This is a genomic window from Flavobacterium hibernum (assembly GCF_000832125.1).
GTDB lineage: Bacteria > Bacteroidota > Bacteroidia > Flavobacteriales > Flavobacteriaceae > Flavobacterium > Flavobacterium hibernum.
Genome location: NZ_JPRK01000005.1, coordinates 182,423 through 208,109, shown reverse-complemented (window position 1 = coordinate 208,109; position 25,687 = coordinate 182,423). Strand labels below are relative to the sequence as shown.

Sequence of the window (25,687 nt, the reverse complement as noted above, 5' to 3'; positions counted from 1 at the left end):
CTGATATTAACAATCAAAATTTAGATCATGCGCAAATTTTTATGGAGTTTTTCAATATTTTTCTGTTTAATATTTAGTTCTTATTCCCAAACAAAAGGCATTGAAAAAGGCACCTATTTATCTACAAACAAAGGGCAAAAAATCAAGTTAAATTTATTAGACAATAATAAATACGAATTGGTTTTTTATTCTGGGGACTATAAAATCAAAGGAGATTCTTTGTCATTTTTTCAAACCGAAAAAACGGAGAATTCTTTTAATCTTACTTTTAAAAATGACAAGAAGGCTAAAAAGATTAAAATTAAGTTTTTAGATCCATCTTATTATTCATTTTATATCGGAACACAAAGCGGTTCTGCATCAGTTCAATATCAGAGAATATCAGATATAAAAACAGAAGTAGATCCTGATTGGACAAGTGTTGATGCTGATTTTGAAATTGACCGTACAGATTTTTTATATTTAGTATATGAAGGATATGAAACAGAAAGCAAAATTTATAAATATGCTTTACCAAAAGATGTTTCAGAAGTCACGATCAAGTATGAACTTGATGCCGTGGGAGATTTAAACATTTCAGGTTTTTTTGACAGAAAAACAAATCAACTGATGATTTCGGAGCAAACGGGGAAAAATCCTATAGCTTTTTCGAATGAAAAAGATGCTTCGCCAGTTGCTGCTACAACGGTTAAGCCAATTGAGAGTCAAAGTGTTTCAAACTGGACATATCCAGGAAAAGAAGCTTTTGTAAACCCAGATAATGGAGTGGCTGTTGATAGTTCATATGTTGTTGTAGATAGTGCTTATGCTGCTAAAGGTTTTGATTTTAAATTTAAAATCGAGAATAATCTAAAAAGTGCGATTGCATCTACCAAAAATGATAAAACTAAATTTTTGGTAGTTTCTGTAGATAGCAAAAATACTTCGGCTAAAGCTGATTTTGATGCATTTATTAAAGATCATGAATCTCAATTGAGCGATACAATGTATGATGAATATCATCCGGAATATGATTTGTTTAATTATTATTTAGCTACAGCCGATGATAAAAAGTGGTTGAAAATCAATAAAATTACAGATAGCCCAACTGTGTTAGTATTGGATAGCAATGGAAATATTTTGGCCAGTGCAAAATCTAATTTGCTGGATAAACGTTATCAGTTTTATTATTATGATGAGTTGTATAAAAAACTCCAAAGAACAGAGAGATTAATTTCTTTTAATAAACCCCTAAAAAATAAAAAAGCAACAGATGCTGATTTAATTTTAGCTTTTAATAAGATTGCAGCGCTTGAAATACCATATGACTACGACACAACTACAGATGAAAATGATGCTGAATTTAAGTTTGTAAATACTACAGTAGATAAAAAAGAAGTAGCTCAAACTTGGAAAAAACTTGTTGAATCGCATCAAAAAGATAAACAGCCAAATATGTATTTGGTTGAAACCATTTTAAGAGAAATTAAAAATCAAGGATTCTCGAAGCAATTTTTACCAGAAGACAGAGTACTAAACGATACTGATTTTCTTGCTATAGATTATTTGATAAAACATTATGATGCAATCGATGCAGGACGTTTGGCGTTTACATCTATCGAAAATGAAACCCATACAATTGGTGCTTTAAATACTGAAATTGCCAATGCATTAGAACAAAACAAATATGTTGTAGAGAATGAAATTTCGGGAGAATCAAATCAAAGTAAAGTGATCTCTGTTTACAAAAAATTAATCGCGGCAGGAAAAGGAAGCTTTGAGTGTTATCGAAATTACTTTGCTTATTTGGCTCAAACCGAAGATAAAGACGGTTCTAATACAAGTTACTTAAAGGAGTTTAGTACTTATTTTAACACAAACTTATTAGCAGATAACCAAAGCCCAATTGAAAGACTGGACACTATGTTTACCGCTTTGGATTCAAGCTCTAGTTATACTTATGATGGTTGGAATTCGTTTAAAGAATATCATTCTAATTTTTGTAATGATGCCGCTTGGGCAGTAGTTTTAAAACCTGCAAATTCTAATTTTATAAAATCGGCTATTACTTGGTCAGAGTATAGTTTGGCAGTGACCAAAAACAATCCTTATTATTTAGATACTCTGGCGCAGTTATATTATAAAGATGGTCAGAAAGAAAAAGCAATTGCAACCCAAACATTAGCAGTTAAGTATTTAAATGCTGATGTAGAAGAACAAACAGCAAGTGAAATAAAAGAAACCTTAACGAAGATGCAAAACGGAACATATTAAGATAGTTTCAAAAAAAATTGTAAAAGAATGACTGCCACAATTGGCAGTCATTTTTGTTTAAATTCGATTCCTTTTATAGATTTTATCATTTAACAGACAGATGTTTTAAAATTGAAGGTTACGTTTCTGCATAAATTAGTAAGTTTGGAATACTAAACTTAAACATATGAAAAACAAAATGATCTTAGGTTTGATTATTTGCGGAGGACTTGCTTTCTCTCAAAACATCAAAAAACCTTTAGTTACGGCAATCACTGAAAAAGATCTTAGAACCGATATGTACCAAATGGCAGGCGATCATTTTAATGGTAGAGAAGCCGGAACTTTAGATGAGTTAAAAGTATCAATGTGGTTGGCAAATAAAGCCAAAGAAGCAGGAATGTTACCAGCGGGTGATGACGGAACTTATTTTCAGTTTTTTGATTTATACAGGCATCAGGTAACTCCAAACACAAAATTTAAAATAGGACAAAAAGAATATAAATTGTGGAAAGATGTTCTGGTAGCAGAGACGACAAATATAAAAGTCGATGCGTCATTAGTGTATTTGGGAGCGGCAACAAAAGAAGAAATTGAGAAAGCCGATGTAAAAGGAAAAGCTGTTGTTTTATTAGCATCTAAAGATGGAATCGCAGATGATATTTCGTTATTTGACAGACGTTATCCAGGTCTTGTTCGAAATAAATATTATGATCTTGTTGTAAAAAAAGGAGCAGTGGCACTTATTATGGTGGCAGATCAATTGGCAGAAGAAAGCTGGTCTCAAGTCGAACCACAAATGACAAGAGGTATTTATGGAATCGAAGGTTTTCGAGATAAAATTGGTGCAACAATGCCAGTATTTTGGGTACACAATGATCAATTAGCATATTTAAAAAGTACAAAAGATCTTTTATCTACAGAAGTAATTTCTGAAACCTATAAATATCCATCCGTAAATGTGGTTGGAAAAATCGAAGGAACAGATCCTACATTAAAAAAGGAATATGTTCTTTTTAGCGGACATCAGGATCATGATGGCGTTCGTCAAAAATACGGTCAGGATTCAATTTATAATGGAGCCGATGATAATGCCAGTACTTGTGTAGCAATGTTAGCGATTGCAAGAGCCTATAAAAAACAGCCCGGAAAAAGAACCGCTTTATTTGTATTTCACGGTTCAGAAGAACGTGGTTTGTTAGGATCAAGATGGTATGCGTCGCACCCAACAGTTCCTGAAAAGGATATTATTGCAGTTTTAAACGGAGATATGATCGGTAGAAATAATGTAAATCAGGCGGCACTTTTAGGTTCATCTTCTCCTCATGAAAACTCATCAGATTTAGTTGCTATAGCTAAAAGAGCAAATGACGAAGGGCCAAAATTTGATTTGGATAAACTTTGGGACAGACCAGAACATCCAGAGTATTTTTATTTCCGTTCAGATCATTTGCCATATGCAAAAAAAGGAATTCCATCTGTTTTTTACACTAGTGTTTTGCACAGTCAATATCACACACCAATGGATGAGTCTGAAAACATTGATTTTGTGAAGCTACATAAAATGACTGAATGGATTTATCGTACAGGTTGGATTTTATCAAACGATGCCAATCGTCCTAAAACATTACCAAATGTACAATTAGAGCGATAAATTCTGTTTTATTTGTATTGAAATTTAGACGCTGATAAAACGGATTCGCTATTGCGAAAACGCGGATAAAAACGGATTTTTTCTTTCTTTATTTTCTACTTTAGGCAGGATATAAATAAAAAATCCGTTTTTATCCGCGTCTTTATGAAGTAAATCCGTTTCATCCGCGTTCAAATAAACACACAGATTTCAAAATCCATACTAAAAATAAAGAGGCTATCTAAATGAATAGATAGCCTCTTTTTATGCTTAAGAATAACTAGTTGTCGAAAAATCTAACAATCTAAGTTAGTCTAATAATCTAAATTTACAATCCAAAAGCAGTTTTTACTTGGTCAACAAAATCAAGTTTTTCCCATGTAAACAATTCAACAGTAACCGTTTTTTCGTTTCCTCCCGGAGCAGAAAAAGTTTTAGTTACAGTTTCTGGTTTACGTCCCATGTGTCCGTAAGCAGCAGTTTCACTATAAATTGGGTTTCTTAATTTTAAACGTTGCTCGATAAAGTAAGGACGCATATCAAAGATAGCTTCTACTTTTTTAGCGATTTCACCGTTAGTTAAGTTTACTTTAGAAGTTCCGTAAGTATCAATAAAGATTCCCATTGGTTGAGCAACTCCAATTGCATAAGAAACTTGAACTAAAATCTCGTCTGCAACACCAGCTGCAACTAAGTTTTTAGCGATATGACGTGTCGCGTAAGCAGCACTTCTATCAACTTTACTTGGATCTTTTCCAGAGAATGCACCACCACCGTGAGCACCTTTTCCACCGTAAGTATCAACAATGATTTTTCTTCCTGTTAAACCAGTATCTCCGTGAGGTCCTCCAATAACGAATTTTCCTGTTGGGTTAATATGGTAGTTGATTTTATCATTAAATAAATGAGCGTGCTCAGGATTTTTAGCGATAATTCTTGGAATCAAAATTTCGATAATATCTTTTTTGATTTTAGCCAACATTGTAGCTTCTTCATCAAAATCGTCGTGTTGAGTCGAAATTACAATTGCATCAATACGAGTTGGTTTATTATCGTCACTATATTCTAAAGTTACTTGAGATTTAGCATCAGGACGTAAATAAGTAATCTCCTTATTTTCGCGTCTTAAAATTGCTAATTCTTGCAATAAGCTATGAGATAAGTCAAGAGCCAATGGCATGTAGTTTTCAGTTTCGTTAGTTGCATAACCAAACATCATTCCTTGATCACCTGCACCTTGTTCTTCTGGCTTAGCTCTGTCAACACCTTGATTAATATCTGCAGATTGCTCGTGAATTGCTGAAAGAATTCCACAAGAATTTGCTTCAAACATATATTCACTTTTAGTATATCCAATTTTACGGATTACTTCGCGAGCAATTTGCTGCACATCAAGATAGGTATTCGATTTTACTTCACCAGCTAAAATTACCTGACCAGTTGTAACAAGAGTTTCACAAGCTACTTTTGAGTCAGCATCAAATGCCAAAAAGTTATCAATTAATGCATCCGAAATTTGATCTGCAACTTTGTCTGGATGCCCTTCACTAACAGATTCTGACGTAAATAAATAAGCCATAATAATTTTTTAAATTAAAATTAATTGAGGAAAAATAATTGCTAGAAAAGGCTAAAGGAGAGTTTCTGCTTTAGCATTTTTTACTACTGAAATCAATTTTCCAGTATTCATAACGAACCATTTCATTATGAAGAGGTTGCAATCAGTTCAAATTTTTCCTCTGTATTCGGGTGCAAAGGTATAAAACCATTTTGATTTGCAAATCAAAGTTCAACTTTTTTTACTTTTATAAGTAGAAATTTAACAGAAACATACTAAATTGATAGGGTAGTGGAAATTATTTCTATTTTTGTTTGGTCGATTAAAAAATAGTTTGCAAATTTGCCTCATCAAAATAATAGAAAGAATGAAATTAACAGTTTGCAATAAGCCATGTATGATGCCGGAGCCTTCCGCAGAGATGCTATTGTAGTTTTTTTTCAAGAAAAATATAAATAGAACCTCTGCAAATTGCAGGGGTTTTTTTGTTTCTAAAAGAAACTAAACCGCAACAAAAACAATTTAAACCAAAACATTAATTAATCAGAAAAAAGTAATGAAAAAAAATGTACTACTTGCATTAGGTCTTTTAACATTTTCCGGTATTTATGCGCAGGATAATAAAAAAGAACAAGACAGTTTAAAGAATAACGAATTGTCAGAAGTTACAATAGTGGGATCTAGAAGTAAGAACAGAGTAAAAACAGATGTGCCGGTTCCGGTTGATGTTTTTAATATTTCTGAGATAACAAAAGGATCTCCACAAACCAGTGTAACCCAAATATTAAATTACGTAGCGCCTTCATTTACCAGTAACGCAACTTCGACCGCCGATGCAACAGATCACGTCGATCCTGCACAATTAAGAGGTTTAGGCCCGGATCAGGTTTTAATTTTAGTAAACGGTAAACGTAGACATACAAGCTCATTAGTAAATATTAATGGTTCTCCTGGTAGAGGATCCGTTGGAACAGACTTAAATGCAATTCCGTCATTTGCAATCGAAAGAATCGAAGTTCTTAGAGATGGAGCTGCTGCACAATACGGTTCAGATGCAATTGCGGGAGTTATCAATATTGTACTAAAAAAGAATGCGAATTTTATTTCAGGAGGTATTCAATACGGTACAAATTTATCTTCGGGATCTAATAATTTTAAAGGAGGAGCCGATGGTCAAACCTTGCAATTAGACCTAAACTACGGGACTTCTCTTGGTAAAGCAGGAAGTTTTCTGAATGTTACAGGTAGTGCAGTTACGAGACAAGCAACAAGTAGAGCAGGAATTAGAAACAATGGTATTTTTAATGCTTATAATGCTGTCGAAAATAGAGCTGCTCAAAATGGTGTTGCTATTAACTCCTTATTTAGCAATATCAATAATACTCCAAATACAGCACAAATTCTGAGTTCGTTAAAGCAATATGCGCCACAAGTTGGTTATTTTACGCCAGCACAACAAACCGCAATTTCATCAGCGACAACGCTAGCTCAAATGCAAACAGCCTTAAATTTTGATACTACAAATAACGAACTCGCTTATAGAGGTCAGCAAAGAAGCGACTATAATATGAGTGTTGGTCAGTCAGAATTGGCATCAGGACAAGCTTATTATAATTTAAAATATCCTTTAACAGAGATTACATCTTTATATTCATTTGGTGGAGTATCTTATAGAAATGGAGATTCTTATGCATTTAATAGATTGCCAAATGGCTCGGGAACATTCACGCAAGTGTATCAAAACGGATTTTTGCCTCAAATCGAATCAAAGATTTTAGACGCTTCATCTGCGGTAGGACTTACAACACAATTATTTGGTTTTGATACTGATATTAGTACAAACCTCGGAACAAACTCTTTTAGATATGATGTGAACAATACTATTAATGCTACTTTGGGAACCAATTCAGCCTCAAGTTTTGATGCAGGTAAAGTTTCGTTTTTGCAAAGTACAACCAATTTAGATTTAACAAAAAAGTATGATGTTTTAAAAGGATTAAACGTTGCTTTTGGTGGAGAGTTCAGATATGAAAATTATCAGATAAAAGCAGGTGAAGAAGCTTCTTACGGATTGTATGATATAAACGGAAATCTGGTTTCTGGAATTTTACCAAGTAATTCACCATTAATTGTTACGGACTTTTTTGGTAATAAACGTGGAGCAGGAGCACAGGGTTTCTCTGGATTTCAGCCTTCAGATGCTAAAACAAAAGACAGAAAAAGTGGCGCGGCATACGTAGATTTAGAATTAAACGCTACAGAAAATTGGCTTTTAAACGGAGCGGCTCGTTATGAGAATTATTCTGATTTTGGCAGTACAGTAATTTTTAAACTAGCGTCTCTTTTAAAATTGAACGATAACATCAATTGGAGAATTTCCGGACAAACAGGTTTTAGAGCGCCATCGTTGCAACAAAAATATTTTGAAGCGAGTTCAACACAGTTTATAAATGGTTCACCTTATCAAGTAGGATATTTTACAAACGATTCTCAGGCAGCAAAAAGTATTGGAGTTGAAAATTTAAAACCTGAAAAATCTAAAAGTATCAGTACAGGATTTACATTCAAAATTCCTGAAGCAAACATTACAATTGCAACAGATGCTTATTTTACAAGAATCGACGACAGAGTTGTATTAACAGGACAATATGCAAGACCAACAGATGCGCAAATAAATGCCGCTACATCGCCGGAACAAAAAGATGCGTTGACATTGTTTCAACAAGCATTTGATTTAAAAGGAGTAGAAAGAGCTTCATTCTGGACTAACGGAATTAACTCTGAAACTAAAGGTGTTGATGTGGTAATTTCTCAAAAATACAATGTTATTCCAGATTTTACGATCAGAAATGATTTTGCATTAAGCTATAATGAAACCAAAAGAGTAGGAGATTTAAATGTTCCTCAATCTATTATTAATGCGGGTGGAGAACCTTATAAATATTCGTTTTTTCCGGAATCAAGCAGAATTTATTTAGAAGAAGCAATTCCGAAATTGAAAGCGAATTTAATGACAACCTTCAGTATCAAAAAACTGGATATTTATTTGAGAAACAGTTATTTTGGAAAAGTGACTGATCCAGGCGCAACAGATGTAAATTTAGATGGTTCATCTTCAGTTTACGAACACCCGGAATACAGTTCAAAAATAGTTACCGATTTGTCTCTTGGATATCAAATCAACGACAAGTTTAGATTTACAGTTGGATTTAATAATATAGGAGATGTTTATCCGGACAGAAATAATCCTGCAACACCAGCATTTACAAATACAACGCCAACATTAACGCCAGCACCAAGCACAGATTTAACAAATGCAAATCAGTTTGCTTACTCTAGAGCAGTTTCGCAATTTGGATTAAACGGTAGATTTGGTTTTGCCAGATTAAGTTTCAAATTCTAAAGAATTATGAAAAGTGAGCCACAGATTAAGGGATTAAATAGATTTTAATCATTCTAATCTTTTAATCTGTGGCTTTTTTTTAAAATATTAGAGTAAAATAATATCAGTATTCACAGGGCTTAGGAAAAAAATAATGTTAAAAGTTAGTTTTTGGTTTGGTAGATCTAAAAATACTTTATATATTTACCCTATCAAATTAGTCGAGTTTAAAAATGAGAATTAATTTAAATAAAATGAAAATGAAAACAATAGCAAGAAGAGATATGATGATATGTTGTAGTATGATGCAAATGCGCATCCAACCTTGCTGTTGCCAAAAGTAAAAGATACAGTCTTTGTTATAGTTAGAACTATAAGCCCTTTTGGTAGCCATCCGAAAGGGCTTTTTTTTATTTAAACATTTAAAATTTTAAACCATGAATACATTAGATATAAATACAATCGCATTTCATTATTTATTGAGAACAGATTCTCAAAAGAATAACAGCAAAATCGAAGAATCAAAAAGGGAAACTTTAAAGTACAATCCGGAACAATATATAAAGGAGCAAAAATCTTTATTAGCTCAATTGTATAATCTGGAAGAAGAAGATCTTTTTATATAAAACGATCGCAATTTCAAAAGAAACATTTTCAATAACAATATATAGTATTAATAATACCTAAAAAACTAAGAAATCATGAGCACACAAAAATTTGCAACAAACGCACTACACGCAGGACACGATGTTACTAAAAATGCAGGAACAAGAGCAGTGCCAATTTATCAAACTTCATCATATGTATTTAATGATTCAGATCATGCTGCCAATTTATTTGGTCTTGCAGAATCTGGATTCATTTACACTCGATTAAATAATCCAACAAACGATGTTTTGGAACAACGGCTTGCAGCGCTTGAAGGCGGAATTGCGGCTGTTGTTACAGCATCTGGAGCATCGGCAATTTCTACAGCTTTGTTGACTTTGCTAAAAACAGGTGATCACATTGTAGCTTCAAATAGTTTATATGGGGGAACATATAATTTACTAAATGTCACTTTACCTCGTTTAGGAATTACCACTACTTTTGTAGATCCATCAAAACCGGAAAATTTTACCAAAGCTGCTAAAGAAAATACAAGAGCCTTTTTTGTAGAATCTTTAGGAAATCCAAAATTAGACGTCTTGGATCTAAAAGGTATTTCGGCGGAAGCCAAAAACTTTAAAGTGCCCTTTATTGTAGACAATACTGTTGCTACTCCTTATTTGTTAAGACCAATTGAACACGGGGCCAATATTGTAATTCATTCTCTAACTAAATACATTTCAGGAAATGGGACTTCGTTAGGAGGTGCAATTATCGATGCTGGAACTTTTGACTGGTCTAACGGAAAATTCCCTGAATTTACAGAACCTTCAGCCGGATACCACGGATTAGTGTATCACGAAGCATTGGGAAATGCAGCTTTTATTGCAAAAGCAAGAATCGAAGGATTGCGTGATTTTGGTGCAGCTTTGAGTCCGTTTAATGCTTTTCAAATCATTCAGGGATTAGAAACATTACCAATCCGAATCCAGAAACATAGCGAAAATGCTTTGGCTTTAGCCTCTTGGTTAGAAAAACAAGATGAGGTAGTTTGGGTTAATTACCCAGGTTTAAAAACGAATAAATACTACGATTTAGCGCAACAATATTTACCAAAAGGACAAAGTGGTGTCATCACATTTGGACTAAAAGGAGGCTTTGAAGCGGCTAAAAAAGTAGTAGATCAAACAAAACTATTCTCGCTTTTGGCCAATATTGGTGATACAAAATCATTAATAATTCACCCGGCAAGTACTACACACCAACAATTGTCTGATGCAGATCAACTAGAAACAGGAGTTTCAAAAGATTTGGTTCGACTTTCTGTTGGAATTGAAGATATCGAAGATTTAATAGCTGATTTGAAAGCTGCGTTTGCAAGCGTTACACAAGCTCAATACAGCATTAATAAAAATTAGGTTTTTTTGTTTTTTGTTTGAAAAATTGCCTTTAGTAGCGTGAGTTCTACTAGAGGTGATTTTTTATAATAAAGAAATCAGTATAAAATTTTTTCACCATATAAGTGATATAAGTTCATTTTAGTAGAGATGTACGACGTCGTCTAAATTATATATGTTCAGAAAATTAAATGAACTTATATCACTTATATGGTTTAAAACAACCCCCAATTAAATTAAAAAATTATGTCAAAGCTTAAAATAAATATCATCCTTTTTGGAATTGGAAATATCGGAAGTACTTTGATCAATCAGATTATCGAAAGTCAGGAGTTTTTTCTCGAAAGTAAAAATATAGATTTTCATTTTCCGATAATCACCAATTCGACAGTTGCTTTTTTCGAAAAAGAAGGTGTTGGATATTCTTGGGAAACCAATTTTCTAGAATTGGCAGTACCGTTTAAAGTTGAAGATATTGTTGAGTTTGCAAAAGAAAACGAATTCGAAAACTTAATTGCGGTCGATGCTACAGCAAGTGATGAATTAATAGGTCATTATAATACTTTAATTCAAAACGGATTTAATATTGTTGCGGTAAATAAAAAAGCAAACACGCTACCTCTTGATTTATATAAAGAAATTAGATCAAATCTGAAAAAGTATGATAAAGAGTTTTTGTATGAAACTTCAGTAGATACAGGTTTTCCGGTTTTGCAAACACTAAGAGATTTGTATTATTCAGGAGAAAAAATCACCAAAATCAGAGGCGTTTTTTCAGATAATCTAAGTTATGTTTTTAATCGATTTGCAAATGAAGAAGCCACTTTTTCTTCACTTTTAAAAGATGCCAGTTTATTGGGTTTGATGCGTTCGACTTTTAAAGAAGATTTATCCGGAAATGACACAGCCAGAAAACTACTGATATTGACAAGAGAAATTGGAAAAGATTTTGAGCTTTCAGACATAAAAATCAATTCGCTTATTAAAGAAGAATTTTTAGAGAAAAATGGTATTCTTAATAAAGAAGCAATTGACAAATCGTTCAAAATTGCAAAAATCACTCAGGCAGATAATCATGTCTTGCGATATGTAGGAGAATTTGATGTCGAGAAAAATAAACTGGAAGTTAAACTAGTTTCAGAGCCGGTTTCATCGGCAATAGGTCAATTAAAAGGTTCCGACACTATTTTTGAAATTTACACAAAATCATATGCAGATGTTCCTATAGTAATTCAGAGTGCATCAGCATGTAAACAAGCAATTTCGAGAGGGATAATAACGGACATTTTAAAAGTGGCTGAAAAAATTAAAAACAAAGAAGCAGTTTGGTTGTAAGTGGCTTTTAATGTTGGTTAGTTGTTCTTTGACAGATTGAAACAGGAAAGTTTATTATGTTGTTTTTTGTAGGTATTTTACAGGTAAAATTAAAAAAGTCAATTTTGTAAGATGTTTTTTAACGATAAAAAGGTGTTTTTTAACGTTTTTTAAGATTAATTTGCTGATTCTCACTTGTATTATTGAAAAAATATTCGCACATTTGTAAGGCCTAGAAATTATAAGAAGGCCATTAGTATTTTTATCCCTAAAAAGGGCAATAATTAAAAAATGTTTCAGTAATTTTAGGAAGCTTATTAAAATATAACAAATGCAAGAATTTTTTAAAATAGCAAGTAAATCAAAGATGAATAAATCCCTACAGATGAATAAGATGTTTAATGTCGCACGTATTTGTGTACGCGTCTGTTGATACTAAAAGTATATATAAGTTTTAAAAAACTTAAACCCTTTTGGTATTAGAAACCCAAAAGGGTTTTTTTATTCCATTTAGTAAGCATAACAAAGAAATAAAGAATTAATAAAGATTATAAAACACGATCAACATAAACTTAAATATCATGAGCACATTAAACTACTTAACAAAGACTTTTTCTACATTGAAAAACATAAGGGCAAAAAGAAATAATCCGCCACCAACAAAAAATGAATTGGTACATCCTAGATTCGGAATTACTGAAACAGATAAAGTAGCGGAAAAAAAAGAACCAAACTCATTATTATTTTTGATGTATTCAAAAGAGAATGAAACACTTTTTATTTAAATCAAAAAGTATCATAAAATAAGGGTAAACCTGCTTAATTTTACTGGGCAAATTGTTCGGTAATTTTTTGCGTACAATAGTTTGTGTTTGAATTATGTTTAAGAAATTGAGGAATCAGTTTCGATAAAATTTGTTAGTTTAAGAAATTAGTAGTTAATTTGCACCGTTAAGTTCAAAAACGTATTGAAATGTTATAAAGAAAGGACGAGGGATTAGACCCGATGAATCCTTAGCAACCCTTCGTTAATTCGAAGAAGGTGCTGCATTCTACCACGCCCAAACGTGGAAAGATAACAACAAGAATTTTCTAGTTTCACTCTAGTACTTTCTTTCTAATATTTCCACATACAAATCAAAATTAAAAAGATTTGAAATTGGAAAATATACCAAGTCCCATTATAGTTCAAGATTTCATCACCGAAAGTGGTGCATCATATCCGTCATTGCCATTAAGTTTTACACTTTCCGGTTTACCATTGCATAGCGCGCCTATAGTTTTGGTCAATCATGCTTTGACAGGAAATGCACAAGTTACTGGCGAGAATGGTTGGTGGAATGATTTAATTGGCGACGAAAAAACAATCGATACCCACAGATACACCGTATTAGCATTTGATGTTCCTGGAAATGGGAATAATTCATTTATAGTTGATAACTATCTGGATTTTACCACAAGAGATATTGCCCGAATTTTTATAAAAGGTTTAGAGGCTTTAAATATTACGCAATTACATACCATTATTGGAGGTTCTGTTGGTGGAGGAATAGCATGGGAAATACTTGCGCTGGAACCAAATATTACGCAAAACCTAATTCCAATTGCAACAGATTGGAAATCGACTGACTGGATGATCGCGAATTGCTACTTACAAGAGCAAATCCTGAATAATTCTTCAAAACCAATAGAAGATGCCAGAATTCATGCAATGTTGTGTTACAGATCTCCTGAATCATTCAAAGAAAAATTTCAACGAACAATCAATAACGATCTTTCTATTTTTAATATAGAAAGCTGGTTGGCGCATCACGGAAAGAAATTGCAAAAAAGATATCAATTATCATCTTATAAATTGATGAATCAATTGCTTAAAACGATTGATATTACCAGAAATAGTTACGATTTTGAAACCTTATTGTCCAAAACAAATGCCGCGATTCATATTATCGGAATCAACTCAGATTTGTTTTTTACATCAAAAGAAAATCGTGAAACTTATAATGAATTAAAAAAGTTTAAACAGAATGTTTTTTACAGCGAAATAGATTCGGTACACGGACATGACGCTTTTTTAATCGAGTACAAACAATTAGATCATTTACTTGCCGATATTTTTAAGGCAGAAACAATAGAAAAATAAAATGAAAATATTAAAATTTGGAGGCAAATCGCTATCAAACGGAGAAGGACTTAATAAAGTAGTTTCAATCATTTCTGATAAAGTAAATCAAGGCGAACAAATTGCAGTTGTCGTTTCGGCACGTGGAAATGCAACAGATGAGTTAGAGTATATTTTGAAACTTGCTGCTAAAAACGGCGATTATAAAACACTTTTAGAAAATTTTAAAACCTATCAGATTTCAGATTATCCGCAGGTTGATTTGTCTGAAGAATTTAATGTTTTAGATAAACTTTTTGAAGGAGTTAGTTTAATTGGAGATTATAGCAATAAAATAAAAGATCAAATTTTATCAAAAGGTGAGTTACTTTCGGCTAAATTATTAACGGCTATTTTAAAAGAAAAAGGTGTTCCTGCTAATTTTGTTGACTCAAGAGAATTGCTTAAAACCGATTCTAAATTTGGTGATGCACAACCTTTAGAGCAGCTTTCTAAGAAAAATGTTATCAATTATTTTAAAGAACATAATGGTTCAACTGTTAATATCGTAACAGGTTTTATTGGTTCAAACAATAACAACGATACTACAACTTTAGGAAGAAACGGAAGTAATTATACAGCATCGTTAATCGCGAATTATTTAAATGCCGAAGAATTACAAAACTTTACCCACGTTGACGGAATCTATACTGCAAATCCTGATTTAGTAGCCGATGCCAAAAAAATCGAATATTTATCATTTAACGAAGCAAACGAATTAGCCAATTTTGGAGCAACAATCTTGCACGCCAAAACCATAATTCCATTATTAGAAAAAAATATTCCGCTTCGTATATTAAATACATTTAATCACGAAAATCGCGGAACCTTAATCACTTCAGATTCTGCAAAAGAAGGAATCAAAACACTTTCGGTTTTAGAGAATCTATCTTTAGTAAATCTTGAAGGTCGTGGATTATTAGGGAAATCTGGTGTCGATGCCAGAATTTTTAAAGTAATGGGCGATCACAATATTAGTGTGAGTATTATTTCGCAAGGTTCTTCAGAAAGAGGAATCGGGTTGGTTGTTGCAACAGATAAAGCAACAACAGCAATGATCGAATTAGAAAAAGAGTTCGAAAATGACTTTTATTCTAAAGATGTAAATCAGATCACAGTAACAGATAATGTTTCGGTTATTTCGATTATTGGACAGGATTTAAGCACTTTCCATAAACCATACACCGCTTTAATCAAAAATAAAATAGTTCCAATATTATTTAACAACACCGTTACAGGTAAAAACGTGAGTTTGGTAGTTAAAAAATCAGAACTTAATAAAGCATTAAATGTAATTCACGGAGAGATTTTTGGAGTTTCTAAAAAAATCAACATTGCTATTTTCGGTCACGGATTAGTGGGAGGAACATTAATCAACCAAATTTTAGAATCAGCGGCAGCGATCGAAAAACGTAAAGACATTAAATTAAATGTTTTTGCAATTGCAAATTCTAAGAAAGTACTTTTAAATAAAAATGGCGTAACTTCAGACTGGAAAAATCAAATCCAGAAAGAAGGCTTGGAATATACAATCAATGATGTAATTGCATATGCAAATCAGCATCATTTAGAAAACTTAATTGCGATCGATAATACAGCAAGTGCCACTTTCGTAGAAAATTATATTTCATTGATTGAAAGTAGTTTCGATTTGATTTCGTCTAATAAAGTTGCCAATACATTAAGCTACGGTTTTTATAAAGAATTGAGAAAATCTTTGGCAGAAAACCAAAAGAATTATTTGTACGAAACCAATGTTGGTGCCGGATTACCATTAATTGATACGATAAAATTATTGCACCTTTCGGGCGAAAATATCACTAAAATAAAAGGAGTTTTCTCAGGAACGTTAAGTTATTTATTTAATAATTTCTCTGCAAAAGATGTTCCGTTTAGTGAAATTCTGCAAGAAGCAATTGACAATGGATATACGGAACCAGACCCGCGTGAGGATTTATGTGGAAATGATGTAGGAAGAAAATTATTGATTTTGGCAAGAGAGTTAGATTTGCAAAATGAGTTTGAAGAAATCTCCATTCAGAATTTAATTCCAGAACATTTACGCGAAGGAAACGTTTCTGATTTCCTGACAAAACTAAAAGAATTCGACCCAATTTACGAGAAAATAAAAGCCGATCAAAAGCCAAATCACGTATTAAGATATATTGGTGAATTGTCTGGAGATTTGCAAAATGATAAAGGAATTTTAGAAGTAAAATTAGTTTCGGTACCATCTGACACTGCTTTAGGCGGATTAAAAGGTTCTGATTCTTTCTTCGAAATTTATACAGAATCTTACGGGGATCGTCCAATCGTTATTCAAGGAGCCGGTGCAGGTTCTGCGGTAACAGCGAGAGGAGTTTTTGGAGATATTTTGAGATTATCTGATAAAGGGTAATTTGATTTAAGATTTTAGATGGTAGATTTTAGATTGAGCTCGACAAAAAAACAAAAAAATAACAACACAATGAAAGTAACTTTAAACAGAGTAAACGACGCGTTTCATTTTAAACTTAAAAATGAAAGAGGTCATGTAGTTGATGTAGATAGCAGAGCCGAATTTGGCGGAAGCGATTTAGGTGCAAGTCCAATGGAGTTAGTATTAATGGGAGTTGCAGGATGCAGCGCGATTGATATGATTTCGATTTTAAAGAAACAACGTCAGGATATAACAGCATTTAATGCTGAGGTTGAAGGAGAACGCGTACAAGTAGGCGAGGCAAAACCTTTTAAAGAAATCAATGTAGTTTTTTATTTAGAAGGCGATATTAATCCTGAAAAAGCACAACGTGCAGCACAGCTTTCTTTCGAAAAATATTGTTCAGTTGCCAAAACAGTTGAGCCAACAGCAACAATAAATTATAAAGTTGTCCTGAACAACGAACAGTTATAGAATTAGAAAATTAGTCAATTTGAGAATTAGATAATTCCTTTGACTAGCTATTAATAATGAAAGACTATTTCGTGAAACTTAGTGTTTACTTTGTGAGCCTTTGTGAAATAGCCTCTTTTAAAAACAAAAAAAATGAACGAACAAGAATTTGGTTTTGAAACCCAAGCCATACGCACACATTTAGAAAAATCACAATTTCAGGAACATTCTACACCTTTGTATTTATCATCAAGTTTTGTATTTGATGATGCAGAGGATATGAGAGCATCATTTACGGAAGAGAAAGTACGCAATATTTATTCGCGTTTTAGTAATCCAAACACAACAGAGTTTGTAGATAAAGTTTGCGCTATGGAAGGTGCAGAAGCTGGATATGCTTTTGCAACAGGAATGGCTGCTATTTATTCTTGTTTTGCAGGATTGTTAGAATCAGGTGATCACATCGTTTCTGCCGGAAGTGTTTTTGGATCGACTCATGCATTGTTTATGACGTATTTTCCAAAATGGAATATTGAAACAACTTATTTTGATATTAATAAACCTGAAACAATAGAAGGTTTTATTAAGCCAAATACTAAAATCTTATATGCTGAAACACCTACAAATCCTGGTGTAGATGTAGTTGACTTAGAATTGTTGGGGCAAATTGCAAAAAAACACAATCTGATTTTAATAATTGATAACTGTTTTGCAACACCATACATTCAACAGCCAATAAAATATGGAGCACATTTAGTAGTGCATTCAGCAACAAAATTAATAGACGGTCAAGGTCGTGTTTTAGGAGGAGTTGCAGTTGGAGATGCCGAGTTGATTCGTAAGATATACTTGTTTTCAAGAAATACAGGACCGGCAATGTCGCCATTTAATGCGTGGGTATTGTCTAAAAGTTTAGAGACTTTGGCAGTTCGTGTAGATAAACATTGCGAAAATGCTTTAAAAGTAGCTGAATTTTTAGAAAGCCATCCGAATGTAAATAGCGTGAAATATCCGTTTTTAAAATCGCATCCAAAATATGAAATTGCCAAAAAACAAATGCTTTTAGGCGGTAATATTATCGCAATCGAAATTAAAGGCGGTCTTGAAGCAGGAAGACAATTTTTGGATAAAATTAAACTGTGTTCACTTTCGGCAAATATTGGAGACGTAAAAACTATTGTAACACATCCGGCTTCTACAACTCACAGTAAATTATCTGAAGAAGATCAATTAGCAGTTGGAATTACACAAGGCTTGGTTCGTGTTTCTGTAGGTTTAGAAACCGTTGCAGATGTAATTGCAGATTTAAAGCAAGCGCTGGATTAAATTTTAGATTTCTGATATTAGATTTTATCCGGTTCATAATTATATAATGACGATTTTTAACTGTAAAATTATTACGGTTAAAAATCGTCATTTTTTTTGGTCGTTGTCTCAGTAAAAAATATATTTTTGTTAAAAGATGTATCACAAATTACTAAATAACCAAATCCAAAATATGAGCAAACCACTTTATATCCTAGACGAAGAAATATTAGCTTCTAGCGGAAAACGCTTCTTAAATTATCTGGTAGATTATGCTTTTACGTATGCTTTTTCATATGGATTTGGACTTTCCTTACCAACTGTTATAGGTTTGTTAGATTCTATTGGTTTAACAGGATTTGGAATATGGGTTTATAATGCGGGGAATGTTACCTGGTATTTTGTAAGTGTTGTATTAAGTATAGGATATTATCTCTTCACTGAAGGCTTATTTGGAAGATCCTTAGGTAAATTTATTACAGGAACTGTAGTTGTAGATGTAAATGGTTTGAAGCCTAGTTTTGGAACTATATTTAAAAGAACGTTATGTCGCCTTATTCCTTTTGAAGCATTATCTTTTTTAGGAAGTTCAAGAACAGGAGGTTGGCACGATTCAATTTCAAATACTTATGTAGTAGATAAACAAGCTTTAGAAGAAGGCATAAAAATCTTTAATGAATTTGATTTAATAGGAGTAAATGAAGAAAAATAACTACATCATTTTTTAATCTGACTCTTATTCTTTATCTCTTATGAAGCCCAAATTACTTATTTTATCGGACTTATTTGGAGGAGAAAATCCCAAATGGGTAAAGTACTATGTAGATATATTAGAATCTAAATTTGAGATTCAATATTATGATGTTCTGGAATTGGCTAATATTGATGCTTCTAACCTTTCAGAATCTGAAATTCATAATCAATTTATTGCTGGAGGAATCGATAAAGCTGTTGCGAAATTGCCGGAATTAGAACTTGGTAAAGTAATAGTTTTAGGATTTAGTATTGGAGGAACAATTGGCTGGAAAGCTTCATTGTTAGGATTAAAAACGAATTGTTTGTTTGCTATTTCCTCTACAAGATTAAGATATGAAATAGAATCTCCAAATTGTTTTATACAATTGTATTTTGGAGAAAATGATACAAACAAACCTGATTTACAATGGTTTTTAGATTTAAATATTTCAAATGAAACTCTTAAGAATTGTAATCATCAATTGTATTTAGACAATAATAATGCGGCTATAATTTGTAATTCAATCTTAAAAAAGGATATTGAGAGCATAGTTTAATTGAAGTTTTGGAAACAACAGTGTTAAACTATACTAATTTAGTAGAATATAAGATTGAACCTGTTATAATCTCATTTAAAAAGTTTATTTTTGTTGCAGAAAAATATGGATATTGTTTGTTTTGGTATTTTCGGGTAATCTCGAAACTAAAATTTACAGTTACAAACTAAAATATAGAAATGCTTTCAAAGAAAACAAAATACGGAATTAAAGCTTTAACATACTTAGCCAGACGCGAAAATAACGAACCAGTACAAATTGCTGAAATTGCTAAAAGCGAACATATTTCGATTAAATTTCTGGAAAGTATTTTATTGCTTCTTAGAAATTCAGGTTTTCTTGGTGCTAAAAAAGGAAAAGGCGGAGGTTATTACCTTATAAAAGATCCTAAAGATATTAGTATGGCAAAAGTGTACCGTATTCTCGAAGGTCCAATTGCATTGCTTCCTTGTGCGAGTCATAACTTTTATGAAAAATGCGACGATTGCGATGACGAATCTACTTGTGCAGCAAGACGATTAATGACCGAGGTTAGAGATAATACACTAAAAATATTAGAAAGTAATTCGTTAGCAGATATTGCATTTTAATCAATCCTGTTTCTAATCAAAATAAAAAAAGACCATTTCGTTAAATCTGAAATGGTCTTTTGCATTTTTAAAAGTGACATCTTACTAAAAAATAAGTTTATATCCCACCATAAATAACATTACGGCGATAGCGTTTCTAAGAAGTAAATCAGGAACTTTTCCGCTTAACATACTTCCGATATAAATTCCGGGAAGAGACCCTAATAATAATTGACCTAATAAAAGCAAATCTAAATTACCCATAGAAGCATGCCCAATTCCTGCAACCAGTGTTAACGGAACAGCATGAGCAATTTCGGTTCCAACCAAACGAGGTGTTGGCAAAAGCGGATATAAGAAAAATAAAGTAACTGTTCCTAGTGCTCCAGCTCCAATAGATGTTAACGTAACAGTTGCACCAAGTAAAACACCAATTCCAATAGTAAGCATGTTTTGAGTATGACTTTCATTATGAAATCTGTCTCCTGCATGTTTCTGAGATAATGCTAATAGTCTTTTTTTAAATAAAATAGCAACCGAAGTAAAAAGCAAGGCCCAGCCTAAACTATATTTTATTACGGCATTAATAGTCGAAATATCCGTTTTAATGCTATTTAAGATCCATAAAGTCAGCAAAGCGGCAGGAACACTTCCTAAAGTTAGCCATCCTGTAATCTTCCAATTAATATTTCCTTTTTTATGATGTACAAATACGCCTCCCATTTTTGTAAAAGCTGCATACAGTAAATCGGTGCCAACAGCTGTTGTTGGAGGAATACCAAACCACAATAAAATAGGAGTCATTAAAGAGCCGCCTCCAACGCCGGTTAATCCAACTACAAAACCTACAACCAAACCTGCAATTACAAGACCTATTTGAAAATCCATGAATAAAATTTTGCGGTAAAAATAAAAACAATTTTATAATTATCCTATAGATATGGTAGACTTTAAAATGTTATATTTGTAAACGAATATCATTACTTGTTTATTTGGTTGCAATACAGGGTAGTACAGTTTTTAACTTAAGAAGTCATTTTTGTTAAAGTACAAAGAGTTGCTACTTGCTTAATGCAAAGAGAACTAGAGTTGTAAAAAAATTAAATAATGTTTTGATATTTAGAAATAAGTATTAATTTTGCATAGTAATCTATTAACCCGATAGGGTAATAGATTTTGCAAGTCAAAGCAATCCAGAAGTATGGAGAATGAATTAAAAATAAACAGTTATGATGTTAGAACAGATGCATCAATAAAAAACAAGTTATGGGTTATAGTACCTGTTGTTTTGCTTGTAGGTTTATTATCAACATTAGTATACAATCATTACACAGAGTTTTCGGTAGATGGATTTGTGAATGGATTTGATCAGAATTTTGCAGTTTTTTTTGCTATTGGTGTTTTTGCGCAATTGGTTGATGGAACACTTGGAATGGGTTATGGCGCAACATCAACATCATTTTTATTAGCTTATGGAGTTCCGCCCGTTGTTAGCAGTACAGCAGTTCACGTGTCGGAAATGTTTACAACTGGAGCATCGGCGCTTTCGCATCATCGCTTTGGAAACATCAATAAGAAGTTGGTAAAACACTTATTGATTCCGGGAGTTTTAGGTTCGATAACAGGAGCTTATTTACTTTCAGATGTAATTAGTGGAGATATTATAAAACCATTTATTGCGGTTTACATGATTATTTTGGCAGTTGTAATTATTAAAAAAGCCTTGAAAAAAACCGTTGTAAAAAAGAAAACAAAAAAATTAGGGATTTTAGCTGGTTTTGGAGGTTTTATGGATTCTGTTGGAGGTGGAGGTTGGGGACCAATCGTAACTTCAACATTATTAGGAAGAGGTAGAAATCCAAGATACACAATAGGTTCAGTAAATGCTGCTGAATTTGCAATTTCATTTGCAAGTGGAATCACTTTTATGCTGTTTGGAGGAATACACGGTTGGCAGGTTATTATAGGATTGATTTTAGGAGGAGTTATTTCAGCACCGTTAGCGGCATATTTGGTAAATAAAATCAAAAGAAAACCAATGATGGTTGCGGTTGGGATACTAATTATATTATTGAGTTTAAAAACATTATCTAAATTATTGTAAAAGATAATTTTAGAAAGTAAAGAGATTATGAGTGCGATTATTGTAGAAGAATTATTAAACAAAACTAAAGATTTCTCGCTAGAGGAAACCTTAGTTTTTTTAGCAAAAGAATTTCCGGGAAAAGTAATTTTTTCAACTTCTTTTGGACAGGAAGATCAGGTAATTACAGATTTTATTGCAAAAAGCAATACAGATATTACTGTTTTTACTTTAGACACCGGAAGATTGTTTCAGGAAACTTACGACGTTTTTCATAAAACATTAAAAAAATATAAAAGACCTATTGAAGTCTATTTTCCGGAAACAACAGCTGTAGAAAATTTACTTAAAACAAAAGGACCAAACAGCTTTTACGATTCGGTTGAAAACAGAAAAGAATGCTGCTTTATTCGAAAAGTAGTCCCGTTACGAAAAGCTTTAGCAGGAAACTCAGTTTGGATTACAGGTTTAAGAGCAGAACAATCAGAAAACAGACAAGATTTACATTTGTTTGAATACGATGGAGGCTTCGAAATCATAAAATTCAATCCATTATTAAAGTGGACTTTAGAAGAAGTTGAAACCTATTTACAAGAAAACAATGTTCCTCAAAATGCTTTACACAAACAAGGTTTCGTAAGCATAGGTTGCGCACCTTGTACCAGAGCAATTTTTCCAGGTGAAGATATTAGAGCCGGAAGATGGTACTGGGAGTCAAGCCATAAAGAGTGTGGTTTGCATAGCGCTAAGAAAGAGTAAGTCTAGATTTTTAGAAGTAATAAGCTAGAGACAAGAGAATAGAATAAAGAGGAAAGAGCAAAGAATATAGATTTAAAGTTCCGAAGGAACGCTTCATATTTTAGGGTCGTCCCGAGGCTTCGGGATCAACCCGATGGAGAATAAAGAAAACAGAATAAATAGCGAAAAGTTTTAGAATAACTCACAATTTAAAATCTAAATCTTGAACCTAAAAAATATCAAACAAAAAAACAATGAGTTCAGTATTAAAAACAAACGCTTTAGAGAGTGAAGCAATATACATTTTCAGAGAAGTAATTTCACAGTTTGACAAACCGGTTTTACTTTTCTCTGGAGGAAAAGATTCTATAACATTAGTACGTTTAGCGCAAAAAGCATTTTTTCCTGCTAAAATTCCGTTTCCTCTATTGCACGTTGATACGGGACACAATTTTCCTGAAACTATTGCTTTCAGAGACAAATTAGTTGAGGAATTAGGTTTAGAATTAATCGTTCGTAATGTTCAGGACGCTATTGATGAAGGAAAAGTAGTTGAAGAAACAGGAAAATATTCTAGTAGAAACAGCCTGCAAACCACAACACTTTTAGATGCAATTGAAGAATTTAAGTTTGATGCTTGTATTGGAGGCGCGCGTCGTGATGAAGAAAAAGCAAGAGCTAAAGAACGTATTTTTTCTGTTCGTGACGATTTTGGTCAATGGGACGAAAAAAATCAAAGACCTGAGTTGTTTGATATTTTAAATGGAAAAATTGAAAATGGACAAAACGTTCGTGTTTTCCCAATTTCAAACTGGACAGAATTAGATGTTTGGAGTTATATTGAAAAGGAACATATCGAAATTCCGTCAATCTATTTTTCACATAAAAGAAAAGTTTTTTTGAGAGACGGTTTAATCTGGTCGCATTCTCCTTTTGTGTACCAAGAAGAAGACGAACAAATCGAAGAAAGAATTGTTCGATTCAGAACCGTTGGAGATATGAGTTGTACAGCAGCAGTTGAATCTTACGCCGCAACAATCGAAGAAGTTGTAGGTGAAATTAGAGAATCAACCATTTCTGAAAGAGGAGCCAGAATTGATGACAAACGTTCTGAAGCTGCAATGGAAAAGAGAAAACAACAAGGATACTTTTAATAATTGTTAATTATGAATTGTTAATTGTTAATGCAATTCGGGGAGTATTAAAAGTAGAATCAAGAAAACAAAAACATACAGATTTAAATTTTAGTTCAAAGGCAAGCAACGTGAAACTTGAAACCTGAAACAAAAAAATTAAACCTGAAACAAATATTAAGAATGGAAGTTTTAAAAATAGCAACAGCAGGAAGTGTAGATGACGGAAAAAGTACTTTGATCGGGAGATTATTGTACGATACAAAATCATTGACGACTGATAAAATAGAAGCAATCGAAAAAAGCAGTAAACAAAAAGGATACGATTATCTTGATTTTTCATTAGCGACTGATGGTTTAGTGGCAGAAAGAGAACAAGGAATCACGATTGATGTTGCGCATATTTATTTTTCGACTGCAAAGAAAAGTTACATTATTGCCGATACTCCAGGTCACGTAGAATATACAAGAAACATGGTTACAGGAGCTTCGACTTCTCAAGTTTCTATCATTTTAATTGATGCGAGAAAAGGAGTAATTGAGCAAACATACCGTCACTTTTTTATCAATAATTTATTGAGAGTAAAAGAAGTAATTGTTGCCATTAACAAAATGGATTTGGTTGATTATTCAGAAGAAGTTTACAATAAAATCAAAGCCGATTTTCAGGCATTAAATGCTAAAAGCACATTCAAAGAACAAAACGTAAGTTACATTCCGTTAAGTGCAATTAATGGCGGAAACGTAGTTGATCAGTCAAAAGATATGCCTTGGTACGACGGACAAACCGTTCTGGAACATTTAGAAGGATTACATTCTCATGATGTTTTCGAAGCAGGAAAAGCACGTTTTCCGGTTCAAACCGTGATTCGTCCAAAAACTGAAGAATACCACGATTTTAGAGGTTACGCAGGAAAATTATACGGAAACTCAATTAAAGTTGGTGATGCCGTTACAGTTCTCCCTTCTTTAACAGAATCAAAAGTATCTAAAATTCACTTTTTTGATAAAACATTTGACGAAGCCGTTGCAGGTTCGTCAATCACAATCGAATTAGAAAATGATATCAATGTAACAAGAGGTGATATGATTGTAAAATCATCAGACCTTCCAAAAATTGAAAAAGATATCGACACCACAATTTGTTGGATGGATAGCAAGAAATTGGTTCCGGGAACAAAATATCTTGTACAACACAATACCAATAGAGTTTTGGCTAAAATTGAAAGCGTTAAAAATACAATAGCAACAGATTATTCTGGAACTACACCCGCTTCGCAATTAGCAATAAACGAAATAGGCGAAGTAAGTATCAAATTAAGTAAACCTTTATATTTTGATGCTTACAACGAAAACAAATCAAACGGAGCTTTCATCTTAATTGATACAGCAACAAACACAACAGCAGGAGTAGGATTTATTCGCTAGTT

At 32.7% G+C, this 25,687-nt stretch carries 20 protein-coding genes and 1 riboswitch; of the genes, 18 read left to right on the top strand and 2 right to left on the bottom strand.

What is annotated here, in order from left to right; all coding sequences use genetic code 11:
* Positions 1–27: 27 nt before the first annotated feature.
* A complete protein-coding gene (locus IW18_RS05210; RefSeq protein ID WP_041516518.1) occupies positions 28–2,253 on the top strand; it encodes a hypothetical protein in 2,226 nt (741 codons plus the stop codon).
* Positions 2,254–2,419: 166 nt separating this feature from the next.
* On the top strand, positions 2,420–3,886 hold the full coding sequence (locus tag IW18_RS05205) for a M28 family metallopeptidase (RefSeq protein ID WP_041516517.1): 1,467 nt from the start codon (positions 2,420–2,422) through the stop codon (positions 3,884–3,886).
* A 307-nt stretch (positions 3,887–4,193) separates the two neighbouring features.
* On the opposite strand, the gene metK is transcribed toward IW18_RS05205, so the two are convergent.
* On the bottom strand, positions 4,194–5,444 hold the full coding sequence (gene metK / locus IW18_RS05200; protein ID WP_041516516.1) for a methionine adenosyltransferase: 1,251 nt from the start codon (positions 5,442–5,444) through the stop codon (positions 4,194–4,196).
* Positions 5,445–5,979: 535 nt separating this feature from the next.
* Between metK and IW18_RS05195 the strand changes: the two genes are divergently transcribed.
* The 12 genes from IW18_RS05195 to IW18_RS05140 all read left to right on the top strand — a co-directional run bounded on the left by IW18_RS05195 (position 5,980) and on the right by IW18_RS05140 (position 20,324).
* Positions 5,980–8,826 carry a TonB-dependent receptor plug domain-containing protein gene (locus tag IW18_RS05195; protein WP_041516515.1) on the top strand — a complete coding sequence of 949 codons (2,847 nt, stop codon included), beginning with the start codon at positions 5,980–5,982 and terminating at the stop codon, positions 8,824–8,826.
* A gap of 416 nt (positions 8,827–9,242) precedes the next feature.
* Complete coding sequence (locus tag IW18_RS05190) at positions 9,243–9,431, top strand: hypothetical protein (protein WP_041516514.1); 189 nt, start codon at positions 9,243–9,245, stop codon at positions 9,429–9,431.
* Positions 9,432–9,506: 75 nt separating this feature from the next.
* Complete coding sequence (locus IW18_RS05185; RefSeq protein WP_041516513.1) at positions 9,507–10,811, top strand: O-acetylhomoserine aminocarboxypropyltransferase/cysteine synthase family protein; 1,305 nt, start codon at positions 9,507–9,509, stop codon at positions 10,809–10,811.
* A gap of 225 nt (positions 10,812–11,036) precedes the next feature.
* Complete coding sequence (locus IW18_RS05180; protein ID WP_041516512.1) at positions 11,037–12,125, top strand: homoserine dehydrogenase family protein; 1,089 nt, start codon at positions 11,037–11,039, stop codon at positions 12,123–12,125.
* Positions 12,126–12,685: 560 nt separating this feature from the next.
* On the top strand, positions 12,686–12,889 hold the full coding sequence (locus IW18_RS05175) for a hypothetical protein (RefSeq protein WP_041516511.1): 204 nt from the start codon (positions 12,686–12,688) through the stop codon (positions 12,887–12,889).
* A 188-nt stretch (positions 12,890–13,077) separates the two neighbouring features.
* Positions 13,078–13,186: riboswitch (SAM riboswitch) on the top strand.
* 77 nt (positions 13,187–13,263) lie between these two features.
* Positions 13,264–14,247 carry an alpha/beta fold hydrolase gene (locus IW18_RS05170; protein WP_240475533.1) on the top strand — a complete coding sequence of 328 codons (984 nt, stop codon included), beginning with the start codon at positions 13,264–13,266 and terminating at the stop codon, positions 14,245–14,247.
* 1 nt (position 14,248) lies between these two features.
* Complete coding sequence (gene thrA, locus IW18_RS05165) at positions 14,249–16,663, top strand: bifunctional aspartate kinase/homoserine dehydrogenase I (RefSeq protein ID WP_041516509.1); 2,415 nt, start codon at positions 14,249–14,251, stop codon at positions 16,661–16,663.
* Between the two features lie 69 nt (positions 16,664–16,732).
* Positions 16,733–17,158, top strand: a complete 426-nt coding sequence (locus IW18_RS05160; protein WP_041516794.1) for an OsmC family protein — start codon at positions 16,733–16,735, stop codon at positions 17,156–17,158.
* Between the two features lie 132 nt (positions 17,159–17,290).
* The gene (locus IW18_RS05155; RefSeq protein WP_041516508.1) at positions 17,291–18,463 is read left to right on the top strand and encodes a trans-sulfuration enzyme family protein; all 1,173 of its coding nucleotides are present in this window, start codon (positions 17,291–17,293) and stop codon (positions 18,461–18,463) included.
* A 172-nt stretch (positions 18,464–18,635) separates the two neighbouring features.
* On the top strand, positions 18,636–19,154 hold the full coding sequence (locus IW18_RS05150) for an RDD family protein (RefSeq protein ID WP_041516793.1): 519 nt from the start codon (positions 18,636–18,638) through the stop codon (positions 19,152–19,154).
* Between the two features lie 40 nt (positions 19,155–19,194).
* Positions 19,195–19,734 (top strand): hypothetical protein, encoded by a 540-nt coding sequence (locus IW18_RS05145; protein ID WP_041516507.1) that lies wholly within the window; start codon positions 19,195–19,197, stop codon positions 19,732–19,734.
* A gap of 179 nt (positions 19,735–19,913) precedes the next feature.
* Positions 19,914–20,324 carry an RrF2 family transcriptional regulator gene (locus IW18_RS05140; RefSeq protein WP_012023576.1) on the top strand — a complete coding sequence of 137 codons (411 nt, stop codon included), beginning with the start codon at positions 19,914–19,916 and terminating at the stop codon, positions 20,322–20,324.
* Between the two features lie 84 nt (positions 20,325–20,408).
* Here IW18_RS05140 and IW18_RS05135 read toward each other — a convergent pair whose 3' ends face one another.
* The gene (locus IW18_RS05135) at positions 20,409–21,191 is read right to left on the bottom strand and encodes a sulfite exporter TauE/SafE family protein (RefSeq protein ID WP_041516506.1); all 783 of its coding nucleotides are present in this window, start codon (positions 21,189–21,191) and stop codon (positions 20,409–20,411) included.
* Between the two features lie 313 nt (positions 21,192–21,504).
* On the opposite strand from IW18_RS05135, the gene IW18_RS05130 reads away from it, so the two are divergent.
* The 4 genes from IW18_RS05130 to IW18_RS05115 all read left to right on the top strand — a co-directional run bounded on the left by IW18_RS05130 (position 21,505) and on the right by IW18_RS05115 (position 25,685).
* Entirely contained in the window at positions 21,505–22,407 is a 903-nt protein-coding gene (locus IW18_RS05130; protein WP_052480088.1) for a sulfite exporter TauE/SafE family protein, read from the top strand.
* Positions 22,408–22,434: 27 nt separating this feature from the next.
* Complete coding sequence (locus tag IW18_RS05125; RefSeq protein WP_041516505.1) at positions 22,435–23,145, top strand: phosphoadenylyl-sulfate reductase; 711 nt, start codon at positions 22,435–22,437, stop codon at positions 23,143–23,145.
* Positions 23,146–23,378: 233 nt separating this feature from the next.
* Complete coding sequence (gene cysD / locus IW18_RS05120; RefSeq protein WP_035645595.1) at positions 23,379–24,278, top strand: sulfate adenylyltransferase subunit CysD; 900 nt, start codon at positions 23,379–23,381, stop codon at positions 24,276–24,278.
* Between the two features lie 162 nt (positions 24,279–24,440).
* Positions 24,441–25,685, top strand: a complete 1,245-nt coding sequence (locus IW18_RS05115) for a sulfate adenylyltransferase subunit 1 (protein ID WP_041516791.1) — start codon at positions 24,441–24,443, stop codon at positions 25,683–25,685.
* Positions 25,686–25,687 lie beyond the last annotated feature (2 nt).